Source organism: Nocardia jiangsuensis (assembly GCF_042650385.1).
Lineage (GTDB): Bacteria > Actinomycetota > Actinomycetes > Mycobacteriales > Mycobacteriaceae > Nocardia > Nocardia jiangsuensis.
The window spans coordinates 8,120-28,442 of sequence record NZ_JBHSAX010000021.1; the positions used below are offsets into that span (position 1 = coordinate 8,120).

Annotated in this window: 2 protein-coding genes; both read left to right on the top strand. The window is 73.9% G+C overall.

Going from position 1 to position 20,323, the window contains the following annotated elements; genetic code table 11:
* Positions 1-10 precede the first annotated feature (10 nt).
* The gene (locus ACFO0B_RS26065; RefSeq protein WP_449289806.1) at positions 11-15,307 is read left to right on the top strand and encodes a type I polyketide synthase; all 15,297 of its coding nucleotides are present in this window, start codon (positions 11-13) and stop codon (positions 15,305-15,307) included.
* On the top strand, positions 15,304-20,323 hold a 5,020-nt coding region (locus tag ACFO0B_RS26070), incomplete at its 3' end, for a beta-ketoacyl synthase N-terminal-like domain-containing protein (protein WP_378615335.1). The genes ACFO0B_RS26065 and ACFO0B_RS26070, both read left to right, overlap by 4 nt.

Sequence of the window (20,323 nt, forward strand, 5' to 3'; positions counted from 1 at the left end):
GGACGCGATCATGAGTACCGAGGACAAACTTCGCCGCTTCCTCAAGGAAGTCACCGCCGAGCTGATGGACACCCGCAAGCGGCTCGACGACGTGGTCGCGGCGGCGCAGGAGCCGCTCGCCGTGGTCGGCATGGCCTGCCGCTACCCGGGCGGCGTCCGCACGCCGGACGAGCTGTGGCGGCTGGTGGCCGACGGCGGCGACGGGATCGGCGAGTTCCCGGCCGACCGCGGCTGGGAACTGGACGCGCTCTACGACCCGGACCCCGAGCACGCGGGCACCTCCTACACCCGCGAGGGCGGATTCCTGCACGACGCCGCCCTCTTCGATCCGGCGCTGTTCAATATCTCGCCGCGCGAGGCACTGGCCATGGACCCGCAGCAGCGGCTGCTGCTGGAGACCGGCTGGGAGGCGGTCGAGAGCGCCGGGATCGCACCGAAATCGCTGCAGGGCAGCGATACCGGCGTCTTCGCCGGGCTGATGTATCACGACTACTCGTCGCGGCTGCACTCGGTGCCCGACGGTGTCGACGGCTTCCTCGGGACCGGCAATGCCGCGAGCGTGCTCTCCGGCCGGCTCGCCTACACCCTCGGCCTGGAGGGGCCCGCGGTCACCCTGGACACCGCCTGCTCGTCGTCGCTGGTGGCCCTGCACCTGGCCGCGCAGGCGCTGCGCCGCGGCGAGTGCTCGCTGGCGCTGGCCGGTGGGGTGACGGTCATGGCGACCCCCGCCACCTTCGTCGATTTCAGCCGCCAGCGCGGCCTCGCCGCCGACGGCCGGTGCAAATCCTTCGCGGGCGCCGCCGACGGCACCGGCTGGGGTGAGGGCGTCGGCGTCGTCGTGCTGGAACGGCTCTCCGACGCCAGGGCCAAGGGACATCGCGTCCTGGCCCTGCTGCGCGGCAGCGCCGTCAACCAGGACGGCGCCTCCAGCGGGCTCACCGCGCCCAACGGCCCGGCGCAGCAGCGGGTGATCCGGCAGGCGCTGGCCGCCGCCGGGCTCAGCGCCGCGGACGTGGATCTGGTGGAGGCGCACGGCACCGGGACGTCGCTCGGCGATCCCATCGAGGCCCATGCCCTGCTGGCCACCTACGGGCGCGACCGCGACTTTCCGCTCGGGCTGGGCTCGATCAAGTCGAACATCGGGCACACGCAGGCCGCCGCCGGCGTCGCGGGTGTGATCAAGATGGTGCAGGCGCTGCGGCACGGGGTGATGCCTGCGACGCTGCACGTGGACGAGCCGACACCACAGGTGGATTGGGCGGCCGGGGCGGTGGAGTTGCTGACCGCGGCTCGGGAATGGCCCGCGACGGGGCATCCGCGGCGGGCCGCTGTCTCGTCGTTCGGGATCAGTGGCACGAATGCGCACGTGATCCTGGAGCAGGCGCCGGAGGTCGACGAGGTCGAGCCGGTCGAGGCTCAGGGGCCGGTGGCATGGGTGGTTTCGGGCCGGGGCCGGGATGCGGTCGCGGCGCAGGCGGGCCGGTTGGCGGAGTGGGTGCGGGAGCGTCCGGAGCTGGCGCCGGTGGATGTGGCGGGCTCGCTGGTGGCGACGCGGTCGGCGCTCGAGGACCGCGTGGTCGTGGTCGGTGCGGACCGCGAGGCGTTGCTGTCCGGGTTGGATGCGGCGGCTGCCGATCTTCCGCACCCCGGCGTCGTCACCGGCACGGCCGGTCCCGGTTCGGGTGTCGTGTTCGTGTTCCCCGGCCAGGGTGGTCAGTGGGCCGGGATGGGTTGCGAGCTGCTGGCGTCCTCACCGGTGTTCGCGGCGCGGATGGACGAATGCGCCGAGGCCCTTGCCCCGCACGTGTCCTGGTCGCTGCGGGATGTTCTCTCCGATGAAGATGCGCTGGCGCGAGTGGATGTCGTGCAGCCGGTGCTGTGGGCGGTCATGGTCTCACTCGCCGCGGTCTGGGAATCGCGGGGCGTCGAACCGGTTGCGGTGATCGGTCATTCGCAGGGCGAGATCGCCGCCGCCGTCGTCGCCGGTGCCCTGAGTCTCGAGGACGGTGCTCGCGTGGTGGCATTGCGCAGCGCCGCGCTGCGCGAGCTGAGTGGCAGCGGGACCATGCTGTCCGTCGCCGCTCCGGTGGAGGAACGCCACGGGATCTCGATCGCCGCCGTCAACGGCCCCGACTCGGTAGTCCTCTCCGGAACGAGGGAAGCGCTCGAGGCGTTCGCGGCCGAGCTGGATGCCGACGTGCGAACCCGGTGGCTCCCGGTCGATTACGCCTCGCACTCACCCGCAGTGGAAGTCCTGCGCGCGGAACTCACGCGAACGCTGACGGGCATACGACCCGGCCCGGGCCGGGTGCCGCTGTATTCGACGGTCACTGCCGGCCGCATCGACACCGCGACGATGAATGCCGGGTACTGGTACGAGAACCTGCGCACCACCGTCGATTTCCACGGCGCGGTCACCGCCGCGCGCGCAGACGGCCTGACCAAGCTGGTGGAGGTTTCTCCGCACCCGGTACTCCCGGGCACGGTCACCGTGGGCACCCTGCGCCGTGATCAGCCCGAGCAGCGCCAGTTCCTGCAATCGGCGGCGGAACTGTACGTCACCGGCACCCCGATCGACTGGAACTTCGGCGGACGACAGATCCCCCTGCCCACCTACGCGTTCCAGCACCAGCGCTTCTGGCTCGATTCCGGCACCTCCGCCCCCGGCGGAGCACCGCACCCCCTGCTCGATGCGGTGGTGGAGGTGGCCGAGGCGGGCACCGTCATCCTCACCGGCCGCCTCGCGCACGGCACCCACCCGTGGGCCGCCGATCACCGGGTCATGGATGCGACGCTGCTCCCCGGCACCGCCTTCGTGGAGCTGGCACTGCACGCGGCGGACCGGATCGGGTACGGCAGGGTCGAGGAGCTGATCATCCACACCCCGCTGGTGCTGGGCGAGGCCACCGAACTCCAGCTCGTCGTCGCCACCGCCGAGGCCAGGACCTTCGACATCTACTCGCGCCCCGGCGAGGACGGCGCCGCGGACCGGCCCTGGATCCGGCACGCCACCGGATCCCTGGCGCCAGGCGGCACCGAACCACCCGCGCTCGACCTGCCGTGGCCGCCGCCCGGCGCGGCGCCGGTGCCGATCGACGGGCTGTACGACGACCTCGCCGCCGCCGGGCTCGACTACGGCCCCGCCTTCCGCGGCCTGCGCGCCGTCTGGCAGGCCGGGGACGAGACCTACGCCGAGGTCGAACTACCCGACGCCGCTACCGGTTTCGGTATCCACCCGGCCGTCCTGGATGCCGCGCTGCATGCCGTGGGGTTCACCGGGGCCGGTGCGCCGGGGTTGCTGCCCTTCTCGTGGACCGGCATCGAGCTGTACGCCACCGACGCCCGCGCGCTCCGGGTGCGGTTGCGCCGCGCCGAAATCGGCGGCGACACGGTGACGCTGACCGCCGCCGATCCGACCGGCGCGCCGGTCGTCGCCATCGAGGGGCTGACCTTCCGGCCCGCCGCCCGCGACCAGGTCACCCGGGTCGGCCTCCGCGACCTGCACGTTCTCGAATGGACCCCGCTCTCCGTCGAAGCCCCAACGGGCGAACCGGTTTCGTACGAGGTCCGGCAGCCCGGTAACAACACTTCCCGGGTACCCGCCGCGCCCGCCGCCGACTCGCCGGAGCTGCTGATTCTCGATCTCACCGCGGTGCCCGCCGAGACGAGCGCGACCGACCTCGTGTGCTGGGTGCTCGAGCAGATGCGGGAGGGGTTGCGGGCCGCCGAGCTGTCCCTGGTGGTGCTGACCACGGCCGCGGTGGCGGTGCGGCCCGGCGACCCGGTCGATCCGGTGCGGGCCGCGGTCTGGGGCTTCGTGCGCTCGGTGCAGACCGAGAACCCGGACCGCGTGGTGCTCATCGATACCGACGCCCCCGGTGACGGCCCGGCGCTGCTCGCCGCGGCGACCTCGGGTGAACCGCAGGTCGCGCTGCGCGCCGCGGTGGTGTGGCGGCCGCGTGTGGTGCGTGGCGCGGAGCCGGGGCTCGCGCTGCCCGGCGCCGGGGTGTTCGACGGCGCCGACTGGCGGATCAGCGGCGGCACGGACGGATCGCTGGAGAGCGTGGCCGTCACCGTCGCGCCGCCGGAGCCGCTCGCGCCGGGGCAGCTCCGGATCCGGGTGCTGGCGTCCGGGGTGAACTTCCGGGACGTGCTCATCGGGCTCGGCGTCTACCCCGGCGATGCCGGGCTCGGCAGCGAGGGCGCCGGTGTGGTGACCGAGGTCGGCCCCGGGGTCACCGGGGCCGCGGTGGGCGATCGGGTGATGGGACTGTTCGTCGGCGGATTCGCGCCCAGCGTGATCGTGGATCGGCGCATGGTGACCGCCGTGCCCGCCGGGTGGACGTTCGCGCAGGCGGCCTCGGTGCCGGTGGTGTTCCTCACCGCCTGGTACGGCCTGCGGGATCTGGCCCGCGTCACGGCGGGCGAGACGCTGTTGGTCCACGCCGCCGCCGGCGGGGTGGGAATGGCGGCGCTGCAACTGGCCAGGCACTGGGGCCTCGACGTCCGCGCGACCGCGAGCCACGGCAAGTGGCCGGAGCTGCGGGCAGCCGGAATCCCGGACGAGCACATGGCCTCCTCGCGGGAGCCGGGCTTCGCCGACCGGCTCGGCGGCGTCGACGTGGTGCTGAACTCGCTGACCGGCGAACTCCTGGACGAGTCGCTGTCCATGCTCGGCCCCGGCGGCCGCCTGATCGACATGGGCAAGCTCGATGTCCGCGACCCGGACGAGGTCGCCGAGCGGTGGCCCGGGGTGCGGTACCGGCAGTACGACCTCGCCGAGGCCGGGCTGGACCGCATCCAGCAGATGCTGCGCGAGCTGGGTGAGCTCTTCGGCACCGGTGCGCTGTCGCCGCTGCCGGTGACCTGCTGGGACGCGCGCGAAGCGATCGGGGCGCTGCGATTCCTGCAGCAGGCCAGGCACATCGGCAAGGTCGTCCTGACGATCCCGCAGCCGTGGGATCCGGCGGGCACGGTGCTCGTCACCGGCGGCACCGGCGTGCTGGGCACGGCACTGGCCCGGCACCTGGTGGCGGCGGGCGCGCACAGCGTGGTGCTGACCAGCCGCCGCGGTGCCGAGGCACCGGGCGCCGCGGAACTGGTAGCCGAGCTGACGGAAGCCGGTGCGCGCGCCGAGGCTGTGGCCTGCGATCTCACCGACCGGGATGCCGTCGCCGCGCTGCTGGCAGGGATCCCGGAGCTGACGGCGGTCGTGCACGCGGCCGGAGTGTTGGACGACGGCGTGGTCGAGTCGCTGACCCCGCAGCGGATCGAAGCCGTGCTGGCCGCCAAGGCCGACGCCGCCCGGCACCTGCACGAGCTCACCCGTGACCGGCCGCTGGCGGGCTTCGTCCTGTTCTCCTCCGCCGCAGCGACATTCGGCAACGCCGGCCAGGCCAACTACGCGGCCGCCAACGCCTACCTGGACGCGCTCGCCACCGCGCGCCGCGCGCAGGGCCTTCCGGCCGTCTCGATCGGCTGGGGGCTCTGGGAGCAGGCCAGCGAGATGACCGGCGCGCTGACCGAGACCGACCACGCCCGCATGACCCGCGGCGGCGTCCGCGCCCTCTCCACCGCCAGGGGGCTCGCGCTCTTCGATATCGCCGCGACCGCGGCCGACCCCGCCCCGCTGGCGATCGGCCTCGACCACCGCGCGCTGCGCGCCGGAACGGTCCACCCGCTGCTGCGTGACCTGGTGCGCGCCCCCGCCCGGCGCACCGCGAGCGACCGGGTGGCAGGCGACACCCTGGCCGACCGGTTGGCGACGCTGAGCGACGACCGGCGCCACCGCCACGTCCTCGACCTGGTCCGCGCGCACACCGCCACCGTCCTCGGCTACACCGACGCCACCGGCATCGGCGCCGACCGGGCCTTCCGCGACCTGGGTTTCGACTCACTGACCGCGGTGGAGTTCCGCAACCGGCTGGCCGGAAGCGCCGGCGTCACGCTGCCGTCGACCCTGGTCTTCGACTACCCGACACCCGACGCCGTCACCGGCTACCTGCTGCGCACCGTGCTGCCGGGAACGGCCACCGCCGCAGCCGGTCCCGCCACCGCCGGGATCGGTGGCGACCTCGTCGCGGTGGTGGGGATGGCGTGCCGGTTCCCCGGCGGCGTCGCCACCCCGGAGCAGCTCTGGGGGCTGGTGGCCGAGGGCGGGGACGCGATCACCGTGCTGCCGGACGACCGGGGCTGGGACATCGACGGCATCTACGACCCCGACCCGGACAGCGCGGGCACCTCCTACACCCGCGAGGGCGGCTTCCTGCACGACGCCGGTGATTTCGATGCCGGGTTCTTCGGGATCTCGCCGCGCGAGGCGCTGGCCATGGATCCGCAGCAGCGGTTGATGCTCGAGGTCGGCTGGGAGGCGCTGGAGAGCGCCGGTGTCGATCCGAAGTCGTTGCGCGACAGCGATACCGGGGTGTTCGCCGGGGTGACCTACCACGACCATGCCGCCCGGCTGCGCTCGGTTCCCGACGGTCTGGAGGGGCTGCTCGGAATCGGCGCTTCGGCCAGCGTGGTCTCCGGCCGGTTGGCCTACGTGCTCGGGTTGCAGGGTCCGGCGATGACCGTGGACACCGCGTGCTCGTCCTCGCTGGTGGCGATCCACCTGGCCGCGCAGGCGCTGCGCGGTGGCGAATGCTCGCTCGCGCTGGCCGGTGGGGTCACCGTGATGACCACGCCGGGCACCTTCGTGGATTTCAGCAGGCAGCAGGGGCTCGCCGCGGACGGGCGGTGCAAGTCCTTCGACGCCGCCGCCGACGGCTTCGGCCCGGCCGAGGGCGTCGGTGTGGTGGTACTGGAGCGGCTCTCGGACGCACGGGCGAACGGCCACCCGGTGCTCGCGGTGCTGCGTGGCAGCGCGGTGAATCAGGACGGCGCCTCCAACGGGCTGACCGCGCCGAACGGCCCGTCCCAGCAGCGGGTGATCCGCCAGGCGCTGGCCGCCGGCGGTTTGACCGGTGCCGAGGTGGACGTGGTCGAGGCGCACGGCACCGGTACCGCGCTGGGTGACCCCATCGAGGCGCAAGCACTGTTGGCCACCTATGGGCAGGACCGTTCGGAACCGCTGTGGCTGGGGTCGGTGAAGTCGAATATCGGCCACACCCAGGCCGCCGCCGGGGTGGCCGGGGTGATCAAGATGGTGCTGGCCATGCGGCACGGCCGCATGCCCCGGACCCTGCACGTGGCCGAGCCGACGCCGCACGTCGACTGGTCCGCCGGGGCGGTCGAACTGCTGGCCGCCGGACGGGAGTGGCCGGTCGGCGATCGTCCGCGCCGCGCCGCCGTCTCCTCCTTCGGGATCAGCGGCACCAATGCGCACCTCGTGCTCGAGCAGGCCGACGCGCCCGTCGAGGACCGGCCGGACGACACCGGAACCGGCGCGCCGGTGGCCTGGGTGCTCTCCGGCCGCGGCCAGGACGCGGTCGCCGCCCAGGCGGCCCGGCTGGCCGGACGGCTCCGCGCGCGGCCCGAGCTCGCCGCCACCCCGCGGGGCATCACCGATATCGGCTGGTCGCTGGCGGCGACCCGCGCGGTGTTCGAGGACCGCGCGGTGGTGATCGGTGCGGACGGCGCCGAACTGCTCGCCGGGCTCGATGCCGTTGCCACCGGTGCCCCGCATGCAACCGTGGTGTCCGGCTCCGTGAGCCCGGGTTCCGGTGTGGCGTTCGTCTTCCCGGGCCAGGGCGGCCAGTGGGTGGGGATGGGCCGTGAGCTGCTGGCGTCGTCGCCGATCTTCGCCGCGCGGATGGACGAGTGCGCCGAGGCCCTCGCCCCGCACGTCTCCTGGTCGCTGCGCGAGGTCCTCGGTGACGAGGAGGCGCTGGCGCGGGTCGACGTCGTACAGCCCGTGCTGTGGGCCGTGATGGTGTCGCTCGCCGCGGTGTGGGAGGCGCGGGGCGTCGCACCCGCCGCGGTGATCGGCCACTCGCAGGGCGAGATCGCGGCCGCCGTCGTCGCGGGGGTGCTGAGCCTGGCGGACGGTGCCGGGGTGGTGGCGCTGCGCAGTGCCGCGCTGCGCTCGCTGAGCGGTACCGGCACCATGCTGTCGGTCGCGCTGCCCGCCGCCGAGGTCGGGGAACGGTTCGCCGACGACCTCGCCGCCGAGCGGGTCGCGGTCGCGGCGGTGAACGGCCCCACCTCGGTGGTGCTCTCCGGTCCGCGCGATGCCCTCGAGCGGATCGCGGGCCTGCTGGGCGAGCAGGTCCGGACCCGGTGGCTCCCGGTCGACTACCCCTCGCACTCGCGCGCCGTCGAGGTGCTCCGGGGGGAACTGGCCGGGACGCTGGCCGGGATCACCGCAGGGGAGGGCCGGGTGCCGGTCTACTCGACGGTGACCGCGGGCCTGCTGGACACCACCGCCATGACCGGGCACTACTGGTACGAGAACCTGCGCGCCACCGTCGCCTTCCACGGCGCGGTCACCGCCGCGCTCGGCGACGGCATCACCGGCTTCCTGGAGATCTCGCCGAACCCGGTGCTCACCGCCGCCGTGCAGGAGACGCTGGACGCGAACGAGAGCGCCGGCGTCGCGACGGGCTCGCTCCGGCGCGACCAGCCCGAGCGGCGGCAGCTGCTGGCCGCGGCCGCGCAGCTGTTCGTCACCGGCATCGCCGTCGACTGGGCGGGGCTGCACCCCGGCGGGCGCCGGATCGAGCTGCCCACCTACGCCTTCCGGCACCGCCGCTACTGGCTGGAGACCGGAACCGAGCCGCGCCGGGACGCCCTCGACGAGCAGTTCTGGCAGCTGGTCGAGCGCGGCGACCCCGACGAGCTGAGCCGCACCATCGCCACCGGCGCCGGCACCGCCGGAGCCTGGGAATCGGTGCTGCCCGAGCTCGCCGCCTGGCGGGAGCGGCGCGACGCCCGCGCCAGGGCCGAATCCTGGCGCTACCACGTCACCTGGAAACCGCACACCGTCACCGACGCGCCCCGGCCCGCAGGCACCTGGCTGCTGCTCACCCCGGACGGCGGCGACAGCACCGGCTGCGCGGCCGCGCTCGAAGCACTCGGCGCGGCCACCGTGACCGCCGCACCCGGCGCCGACCGCGCGAGCTGGCGCTCCATTCTCGAAACTGTCGCGGCGGAACCGCTCTCCGGCGTGCTGGCGCTGACGGCAGACTCCGCGGATCCGCACGCCGCTGTCGCGGTGATCCAGGGCCTCGGCGATGCCGGGATCACGGCACCGCTGTGGTTCCTGACCCGCGGCGCCGTCTCGACCGGCCCGGCCGACGTGCCGCGCAGGCCGCTGCAGGCGGCGCTGTGGGGGCTGGGCCGGGTCACCGCGCTCGAACACCCCGGCCGCTGGGGCGGGCTGATCGACCTGCCCGAGACCCTGGACGAGGGCACCTGGCGGCTGGTGTCGCTGCTGGTCACCGCCGCCGACGGCGAGGACCAGCTGGCCGTCCGTTCGGCGGGCGTCCTCCGCCGCCGCCTGCTCCCGGCGTCCGCCGTGGCGCGCCCGGTCGACCCGGAGCCCGATCCGGACGGGACCGTGCTGGTCACCGGCGGCACCGGCGCGCTCGGCAGCCACATCGTGCGCCTGCATCTGGAGCGCGGCGCCCGGCACGTGCTCGTCCTGACCCGAGGCGGCGCCGACCCGGAGGGCCCGTTCGCCGGAGACGACCGGGTCGAGGTCGTCGCCTGCGATATCGCGGACCGCGCGGCCCTCGCCGGGGTGCTCGCCGCCATCCCGGCCGAACGCCCGCTGACCGCGGTCGTGCACGCGGCCGGAGCGCACGGCGACGGCCCGGTGGACGCGCTGACCCCGGAGAGTGTGCGGCACTCCCTGCGGGCCAAGGTCGAGGGGGCGTGGAACCTGCACGAACTCACCGGTGGGCTCGAGCCGCGCTCGTTCGTGCTGTTCTCCTCGCTCGCCGCGGTGCTCGGCTCGCCCGGGCGCGGCGCCGACGCACTGGCCAATGCCTGCGTGGACGCGCTGGCCGCCTACCGCCGCGGTGACGGCCTGCCCGCGACCACCATCGCCTGGGGCCCCTGGCACACCGGCGAGATCACCCGCGGGACAGCGGCGTTCGAGACCTTCGTCCGGCACGGTGTGCCCCCGCTCGATCCGGCCGCCGCGCTGGAGGCCTGGCGCGGCACGGCCGGCACCGACGTCCTGGTGGCTGATATCGCCTGGAAGAAGTTCTGGGTCGCGACCAATGCCGAGCGGCGCAACCCGCTCTTCGACGAGATCCCCGCCGTCCGGGAGCAGGCCGGCGAGCTCGCGGCGCTGGAGCCGGAGGCCAGGTCGGCGCTGGCCGATCGGCTCGCCGGGCGGCCGGGGGCGGAGCAGCGCCGCACCGTGGTCGAGCTGGTGCGGGCGCACGTCGCGGCGGTGCTGGGGCACGAGAACCCGCGTGACGTGGTGCTCGGCCGCGCCTTCAACGAGATGGGGTTCGACTCGGTGACCGCGGTGGAGCTGCGGAACCGGCTGAACGCCGCGACCGGCCTGACCCTGCCCGCCACGCTCGTCTTCGACTACCCGACCATCGAGGCCATCGCCCGGCACGTGCTCGAACTCCTCGGCACCCCGGTGGCGGCCACCGGCACCGTGCGCGCTTCGGCCACCGCCGACGTGCCGCTGGCCGTGGTGGGTATGGCCTGCCGGTTCCCCGGCGGCGTCACCGATCCGGAGCAGCTGTGGCAGCTGGTGCTCGACGGCGGGGACGCCATCAGCACGTTGCCCGCGGATCGCGGCTGGGACCTGCGCGGCCTGTACGACCCCGATCCCGATCGGCCCGGCAGCTCCTACACCCGCGAGGGCGGATTCCTGCACGAGGCGGGGCAGTTCGACGCGGCCTTCTTCGAGATCTCCCCGCGCGAGGCGCTGGCCATGGACCCCCAGCAGCGGCTGCTGCTCGAGACCAGCTGGGAGGCGATCGAGAGCGTCGGCATCGACCCGAAGTCGTTGCGGGGCGGCGATGTCGGCGTCTTCGCCGGAACCAACGGCCAGGACTACGCGGCGGTCGTGCAGCACGTGCTGCAGGACGCGGGCGGCTACCTCATGACCGGCAATGCCGCCAGCGTCTTCTCCGGCCGCATCTCCTACGCCCTCGGGCTGGAGGGCCCCGCGGTGACGGTGGATACGGCGTGTTCGTCGTCGCTGGTGGCGCTGCACTGGGCCGGGCAGGCGCTGCGGGCGGGGGAGTGCTCGCTGGCGCTGGCGGGCGGGGCCACGGTGATGGCGACGCCCGGCACCTTCGTCGATTTCAGCCGGCAGCGCGGGCTGGCCGTGGACGGGCGGTGCAAGGCCTTCGATGCCGCCGCCGACGGCTTCGGCCCGGCCGAGGGCGTCGGTGTGGTGGTGCTGGAGCGGCTCTCGGACGCGCGGGCGAACGGCCACCCGGTGCTCGCGGTGCTGCGTGGCAGCGCGGTGAATCAGGACGGCGCCTCCAACGGGCTGACCGCGCCGAACGGCCCGTCCCAGCAGCGGGTGATCCGCCAGGCGCTGGCCGCCGGCGGTTTGACCGGTGCCGAGGTGGACGTGGTCGAGGCGCACGGCACCGGTACCGCGCTGGGTGACCCCATCGAGGCGCAAGCACTGTTGGCCACCTATGGGCAGGACCGTTCGGAACCGCTGTGGCTGGGGTCGGTGAAGTCGAATATCGGCCACACCCAGGCCGCGGCGGGGGTCGCCGGGGTGATCAAGATGATCATGGCCCTGCGGCACCGGGTGCTGCCGCCGACGCTGCACGTGGCCGAGCCGACACCGCACGTCGACTGGGCGTCCGGGGCGATCGAACTGCTGACCACGGCGCGGGAGTGGCCGGGCAACGGCCATCCGCGGCGCGCGGCGGTCTCCTCGTTCGGGATCAGCGGCACCAATGCCCACCTGATCCTGGAGCAGGCGCCCGAGGATCCGGCGCCCCCGGCCACCGAGGCGGTGCCCGGGACGCCTGCGGCGTGGGTGGTGTCCGGCCGCGGGCCGGAGGCGGTCGCCGGGCAGGCTGCGCGGCTCGGGGAGTGGCTGCGGGCCCGGCCGGAGCCGTCGGCCGCGGATATCGCCTGGTCGCTGGCGTCCACGCGATCGGTGTTCGAGGACCGCGCGGTGATCGTGGGGGACGATCGCGCCACGATGCTGGCCGGATTGGCCGCCGTGGCCGCGGGGGAGCCGCACCCGGGTGTGGTGTCCGGTTCTGTCGCCGAGGGTTCCGGTATCGCCTTCCTGTTCGGCGGGCAGGGTTCGCAGCGGGTGGGTATGGGCCGGGAACTCGCGGCCACGTACCCGGTCTTCGCCGATGCCCTGGACGAGGTGTGCGGGTACCTGGACGAGTCCTTGCGGGACGTGATCGACAACGATCCGGTCCTGCTGAACGAGACCCGCTACACCCAGCAGGCGCTGTTCGCGGTCGAGGTCGCGTTGTTCCGGTTGCTCGAATCCTGGTCGATCGCCCCCGATTACGTGCTCGGGCATTCGATCGGTGGCCTGGCCGCCGCGCATGTGGCGGGGGTGATGTCGTTGCCGGATGCCGCGCGGGTGGTGGCCGAGCGCGGCCGGTTGATGCAGGAGTTGCCCGGTGGCGGTGCGATGGTGTCGATCCGGGCGGGGGAACAGGAGGTGCTCGATTCGATCGGGCTGGTACTGGCGGACTGCAGTGCGGTGTCGGTGGCGGCGGTGAATGCCGCTGACGCGGTGGTGATCTCAGGTAACGAGGACGCCGTCACCGAGGTTGCCGGGTACTGGCTCGCGGCGGGCCACCGGACCAAGCGCCTCCCGGTCTCCCACGCCTTCCACAGCGCGCGCATGAATCCCATGCTCGACGAGTTCCGTGAGGTCCTGTCGCAGATCGAGCTCTCCGCGCCGCTGATCCCGGTGATCTCCGACAGCACCGGGGAGCCGCTGACGGCCGAGCAGGCCACCTCCCCGGAGTACTGGGTGCGGCACGTGCGCGAGAGCGTCCGGTTCGGCCGCGCCCTCAGCCACCTCGCCGATCGCGGGGTCGCGCACTACCTCGAGCTCGGCGACGGCGGTCTGGCGAGCCTGGTGCACGAGGGCGTCGCGGCGGGGTTGCTGCGGGGCGAGAACGAGGCGGCGGCGGTGCTGACCGGGGTGGCCCGGATCTTCACCGCGGGCGCCGACGTCGACTGGGCCGCGATCACCGCGGGCCCGGGCGTGCGCCGCGTTCCCCTGCCCACTTACGCGTTCCAGCGCCGCCGCTACTGGGTCGAGGCCGACCCGGTCGCCGAGCCGCAAGCGACCGACGGCGTGGACGCGGAGTTCTGGCGCCTGGTCGAATCCGGCGACGTCGAGCAGCTCGCCCCGCTGCCCTCCGGCACGGATCCGGCGCCGGTACTCGCGGCACTGTCGGCCTGGCGCACCGCCCGCCGGGCGCGGTCCGTCATCGACTCCTGGCGCTACCGGGTCGAGTGGAGCCCCGCGACCGCGCCGCTCGGCCGCGGCCGGCTCACCGGCACCTGGTTGATCGTCGCCGCCGCGAACGACCCGCTGGTGACCGCGTGCGACCGCGCCCTCACCGCGAGCGGGGCGAATACCGTTGTGCTGAAGAGCAGTTCGGACCGTGAGCAGTGGGCGGCACGGCTCGCCGACATCGCCGACCCCGCGATTGCCGGAGTCCTCTCCCTGCTCGATCTTGCGGATGCCGGAACCGGCGGGCCCGCCGCCACCCTGGCCCTGATCCAGGGGCTCGGCGACGCCGGGATATCCGCACCGCTGTGGTCGGTGACGCGCGGCGCGGTCGCGGTGGGGCCGTCCGAGGCGGTGGAATCGCCGACCCAGGCGATGGTGTGGGGGCTGGGCCGGGTCGCGGCGCTCGAATACCCGGACCGCTGGGGCGGGCTGATCGACCTGCCCGAGGTGATGGACGCCCGCGCGGAGCAGGCGCTGTGCGAGGCGCTGTCCGGTGCGGGCGCGGAGGATCAGGTGGCCATCCGCTCGGCGGGCGCTTTCCTGCGCAGGCTGGCGCCCGCGGCCACCGGCCCCGCCGGGGAGGCCGGCATCACGGGCACGGTGCTGATCACCGGTGGCACCGGCGCACTCGGCGCGCACGTCGCCCGCTGGGCGGCGGCGGGCGGCGCGCAGCGGCTGGTGCTGCTCTCCCGCAGCGGACCCGACGCCGCAGGCGCCGGTGCCCTGCTCGACGAATTGCGCGGCGCGGGAACGGAAGCAGACATGTTGCGCTGCGATGTCACCGACCCGGCGGCTGTGGCCGCGGTGCTCGCCGGTATCCCGGCGGAGCATCCCCTGACCCTGGTGGTGCACACCGCGGGCGTCGGCACCATGGCCGGGCTCGACGAGCTGGACGGCGCGGGGCTGGCCGCGGTCACCGCGGCCAAGGCGGGCGGTGCGGCCGTGCTGCACGATGCGCTCGGCGCGCTCGCGACGCCACCCCGGCTGGTGCTGTTCTCCTCCGCAGCGGGGGTGTGGGGCGGCGGCGGCCAGGGCGCCTACTCGGCGGCCAACGCCTACCTCGACGCGCTCGCCGAGTACCGCGAGCGGCGCGGGCTGCCCACCACGGCGATCGCCTGGGGCCCGTGGGCCGACGGCGGCATGGTCGACCGCAGGGAGGGCCAGCAGGAGCGGCTCAGCGACCGCGGAATGCCGCTGCTGGCACCGGAGTCGGCGATCCGCGCGCTGGAGTACGCGCTCGGCGCCGGGGAGACCACCGTCACCGTGGCGGAAATGGACTGGTCCCGCTTCTACCCGGTCTACGCCTTCGCCCGGCCCCGCCCGTTCCTGCGCGACCTGCCCGAGGTGGCGGCGCTGCTCGCCGCCGCCGACGAGCCGGGCCCGGGCATCGTGACCGCCCGGTCGGGGCTGGTGGAGCGGCTGACGGCGCTGCCGGAGGCGGAGCGCGCCCCGCTGCTGCTCGACCTGGTCCGGAATCAGGTAGCGGCCGTGCTCGGCCACCGGGACCACCGGGAGATCGGCGAAGCGCGGTCGTTCCGCGAACTCGGCCTCGACTCGCTCACCGCCGTCGAACTACGGAACCGGCTGAACACGGAGACCGGGCTCGGCCTCCCGGCCACCCTGGTCTTCGACTACCCCACCGCGCGGGACATCGCGGACCACCTGCTCGACGCGCTGCTCGGTGGCGATCGGACCGAGGCCGCGGAGATCGACGAGAGCGCGTTCCGATCGGCGCTGGAACAGGTCGGCTACGAGCAGCTCCGGGAGTCCGGCGTGGTCGCCTTCGTCATGCGGGTGCTGGATTCGGCCCGCGACGCCGCCGCCGAGGCGGGCGCCGAGATCGACGACCTCGATACCGCGGGGCTGCTGGAGATGGTTCGACGAAACAGGATCGAGCGCGATTTCGCGCTGGACGGCCGGGAAGCGGAATGACCATGGATGCGAACGAGCTGATCGAGGCGCTGCGGGATTCCCTCAAGGAGATCCGGTCGCTGAAGGACGAGAAGGCCGAGCTCCTGCACCGGAGCACCGAACCCATCGCGGTGGTCGGGATGGCGTGCCGGTTCCCCGGCGGCGTCACCGACCCCGGACAGCTGTGGCGCTACGTCGTCGCGGGCGGCGACGCGATCACCGATTTCCCCACCGATCGCGGCTGGGACGTCGAGGCGCTCTTCGACCCGGATCCGGACAGCCGCGGCACCTCCTACACCGGGGCAGGCGGATTCCTGCACGAAGCGGGCGATTTCGACGCCGGCTTCTTCGGCATCTCGCCGCGCGAGGCGCTGGCGATGGACCCGCAGCAGCGGCTGATGCTCGAAACGAGCTGGGAGGCGCTGGAGAACTCCGGCATCGACCCCACCTCGCTGAAGGGCACCGATACCGGCGTCTTCTCCGGGGTCACGTACCACGACTACCTCGCCGGGCTCCGGAACCTGCCGGACGGCGTCGAGGGCTTCCTCGGTACCGGCAACGCCGCCAGCGTGCTCTCCGGCCGGGTGTCCTACGTGCTCGGGCTCGAAGGCCCCGCCGTCACGCTGGACACCGCGTGCTCCTCGTCGCTGGTGACGATGCACATCGCCGGCCAGGCGCTGCGCCGCGGGGAGTGCTCGCTGGCGCTCGCGGGCGGGGTGACCGTGATGGCCACCCCCGGCGCCTTCGTCGACTTCAGCAGGCAGCGCGGCCTCGCCGCCGACGCCCGCTGCAAGCCCTTCGCGAAGAGCGCGGACGGCACCGCGTGGGGCGAGGGCGTCGGCGTGCTCGTGCTGGAACGGCTCTCCGATGCCGAGGCGGCGGGCAGGCGCGTGCTGGCGGTGCTGCGCGGCAGCGCGGTGAACCAGGACGGCGCCTCCAACGGCCTGACCGCACCGAACGGCCCCTCCCAGCAGCGCGTCATCCGCCGGGCCCTTGCCGCCGCCGGGCTGACCACCGCCGATATCGACGCGGTGGAGGCGCACGGCACCGGCACCCCGCTCGGCGACCCCATCGAGGCACAGGCCCTGCTCGCCACCTACGGGCAGGGCCGCACCGCCCCGCTGTGGCTGGGATCGATCAAGTCGAATATCGGCCACGCGCAGGCGGCGGCGGGTGTCGCCGGGGTGATCAAGATGATCATGGCGCTGCGGCACGGCGTGCTGCCGGCGACGCTGCACGTGGACGAGCCGACCCCGCACGTCGACTGGTCCGCCGGGGCGGTGGAGCTGCTCACCGAGGCACGGGACTGGCCGGTGAACGGCCATCCGCGCCGGGCCGCCGTTTCCTCGTTCGGCGTCAGCGGCACCAATGCGCACGTGATCCTGGAGGAGGCGCCCCGCGCCGAGCGGGAACCCCCACGGGACAGCGACGTACCGGTGGCGCTGGTGCTCTCCGGCCGGGGGCCGGAGGCGGTCGCCGCGCAGGCCGGGCGGCTCGCCGAGCGGCTGCGCGAGGAGTCCGCTCCGGCACCGGTCGATGTCGCCCGGTCGCTGGTATCCACGCGGTCGCTGTTCGAGGACCGGGTGGTCGTGGTCGGCGCCGATCACGCGGAGCTGCTCTCCGGGTTGGATGCGGCGGCGGCCGGGCTGCCGCATCCCGGGGTGGTGTCCGGGTTCGCGCGGCCGGGTCCGGGTGTGGTGTTCGTGTTCCCGGGTCAGGGTGGGCAGTGGGCCGGGATGGGCCGTGAGCTGCTGGCATCGTCGCCGGTGTTCGCGGCGCGGATGGACGAATGCGCCGAGGCTCTCGCCCCGCATGTTTCGTGGTCGCTGCGCGAGACCCTCGGTGACGAGGACGCACTCGCGCGGGTGGATGTGGTGCAGCCGGTGCTGTGGGCGGTCATGGTCTCGCTCGCGGCGGTCTGGGAATCCCGTGGTGTGCGTCCGGCCGCGGTGATCGGCCATTCGCAGGGTGAGATCGCCGCAGCCGTCGTCGCCGGTGCCCTGAGCCTCGAGGACGGTGCCCGGGTGGTGGCGCTGCGCAGCGCCGCGCTGCGCTCCCTCAGCGGCAGCGGGACCATGCTGTCCGTCGCCGCACCCGTCGAGGAACGGCCCGGCATCTCGATCGCGGCCGTGAACGGCCCGGACGCAGTGGTCCTGTCCGGCACCGCGGAAGCCCTCGAGGAGTTCGCCGCCGGGCTGGACGACGAGGTCCGAACCCGCTGGCTCCCGGTCGATTACGCCTCGCACTCACCAGCGGTCGAAGCCCTGCGGGAAGAACTGCCGGAGATGCTGTCGGATGTGCGGCCCGGCCCGAGCCGGGTGCCGCTGTACTCGACGGTCACCGCCGCCGTGCTGGACACCACGGCCATGGACGCGAAGTACTGGTACGAGAACCTCCGCGCGACCGTCGATTTCCACGGCGCGGTCACCGCCGCACAGGCGGACGGCCTCACGACGCTGGTGGAGGTCTCCCCGCATCCGGTGCTGCCCGGCACGGTCACCGTCGGCACGCTGCGCCGGGACCAGCCCGAGCAACGGCAACTCCTGCTCGCCGCGGCCCAGCTCTTCGTCACCGGCACCCCCGTCGACTGGCGCGCCGTGCACGGCACCGACCCGCACTGGGTCGAGCTCCCCACCTACGCCTTCCAGCACCGGCGCTACTGGCTCGAATCGGGCCGGGCGGGCGCGGGGGATGCGTCCGGCCTGGGGCTGGACCCGGTCGAGCACCCGCTACTCGGCGCGGTGGTGGCGCTCGCCGAGGCCGACACCGTCATCCTGACCGGACACCTCTCGGCGCGGACGCACGCCTGGGTGCTCGACCACACCGTGCTGGGATCGGCGCTGCTGCCCGGCACCGCCTTCGTGGACCTGGCGATCTGCGCCGCCGATCGGATCGGCTACGACCGGGTGGACGAACTCGTCATCCACACCCCCCTCGTGCTCGGCGAGCCCAGGGACCTGCAGATCGTCGTCTCCGGCGCCGACCATGGCCGGACCATCGACATCCACTCCCGCCCGCACGGCGACGACACCTGGACCCGGCACGCCACCGGAACCCTGACCAGGGAGCAGGCCCCGGCAGCACACGACGACCTGCCCGGCGAGTGGCCGCCCGCCGAGGCCGAGCCGGTACCGCTGGACGACTTCTACGACCGGCTCGCCGATTCCGGGCTGGAGTACGGCCCGGCCTTCCGCGGCCTGCGCGCCGCCTGGCGGCACGGCCCCGACGTGTACGCCGAGGTCGCGCTGCCCGACCGGGACGGCGCGGCCGACGCGGGCTTCGGCGTACACCCGGCGCTGCTGGACGCGGCGCTGCACGCGTCCGGGCTCACCGGGGTCGGCGCGGAGACCCCTGCGGGAGCGGGGCTGCTTCCCTTCGCCTGGACCGGTATCGCGCTGCACGCCACCGACGCCCGCTCGCTGCGGGTCCTGCTGCGCCGCACGGAGAACGATACCGTGACGGTGCACGCCACCGACCCGCTCGGCGCCCCGGTGATCACCATCGATGGGCTGACGCTGCGCCCCGTCACCCGCGAGCGCATCACGGCCGACGACGGCGCCGCACGCGATCTCTACACCGTCACCTGGGTAAGTCCTCCCGTCGATCCCGAACCGGGCGCCGAGATCGACTACACAGTGCTGGACGCCGACGCCACCGACGTGGCCGCCGCCGTCGCAGCCCCGCCCGAGGTGCTCGTCCTGACGATCCCGGGCGGAACCGAATCCGCCACCGCGCTCGTGCGCCGGACCCTGAGCGTGGTCCAATCCTGGCTCGGCGCAGCGGAACTAGGCAGCACACGACTGGCCGTACTGACGCGGGATGCCGTGGCGGTGCGCCCCACCGACACCGTCGACCCGGCCGCGGCTGCGGTCTGGGGCTTCGTGCGGTCGGTGCAGACCGAGAACCCGGACCGGGTGTTGTTGATCGATGCCGACACCGACGGCATTCCGGTCGCCGCGATAGCGTCCGGGCAGGCGCAGGTCGCCGTGCGCGGTGGTGAGCTGTCGGTGCCGAGGATCGGACGCGGTCACGCTGCCGGAACCACCTCGCTCGCCACCCCGCCGACTGTGTTCGGGGGCGCGGAGTGGTGCATCGGCGGCGGCAGCGACGGGTCGCTGGAGAGCATTGCCGCCCGCCCGGCGGAGCTCGGCGGGGTGCGCCCCGGCGATGTCCGGGTCCGGGTGCTGGCAGCGGGCGTGAACTTCCGTGACGTGCTGATCGGCCTCGGGGTCTACCCCGGCGCCGCCGTCATGGGCAGCGAGGGCGCCGGCGTGGTGGAGGAGATCGGCGCCGAGGTCACCGGGGTCGCGGTGGGCGATCGGGTGATGGGCATGTTCGTCAGCGGCTTCGCCCCGACGGCGGTCATGGACGCGCGCATGGTGACCCGGATGCCGCCGGGATGGACGTTCGCACAGGCGGCGTCGGTGCCGGTGGTGTTCCTGACCGCCTGGTACGGCCTGTGGGATCTCGCGCAGGTGCGGCCGGGGGAGCGGCTGCTGATCCACGCCGCGGCCGGTGGTGTCGGTATGGCGGCGACGCAGCTGGCCCGGCATTGGGGTCTGGACGTGTGCGCGACCGCGAGTCCAGGCAAGTGGGCCGCGGTGGATGTGGCTCGGATCGCTTCGTCGCGCGAGCCGGGTTTCGCCGGTGAGCTGGGTGCGGTCGATGTGGTGTTGAATTCGCTGACCGGGGAGTTGCTGGACGAGTCGCTGTCGATGCTCGGCGACGGTGGCCGGTTGGTCGATATGGGCAAGCTCGATGTCCGGGATCCGGCCGAGGTGGCCGAGCGGTATCCGGGTGTGCGGTATCGCCAGTTCGATTTGGCGGAGGCGGGTCTGGATCGGATCCAGCAGATGCTGTCCGAGCTGGGCGCACTGTTCGAATCGGGTGCGCTCGCCCCGCTGCCGACGACCTGCTGGGACGCCCGCGACGCGATCGACGCGCTGCGCTACGTCCAGCAGGCCAGGCACATCGGCAAGGTGGTGCTCACCATCCCGCAGCCGTGGAACACCGACGGCACGGTGCTGATCACCGGCG

Coding starts and splice junctions, on each gene's coding strand:
- ACFO0B_RS26065 (WP_449289806.1), top strand. CDS start 11: ATGAGTACCGAGGACAAACTTCGCCGCTTCCTCAAGGAAGTCACCGCC.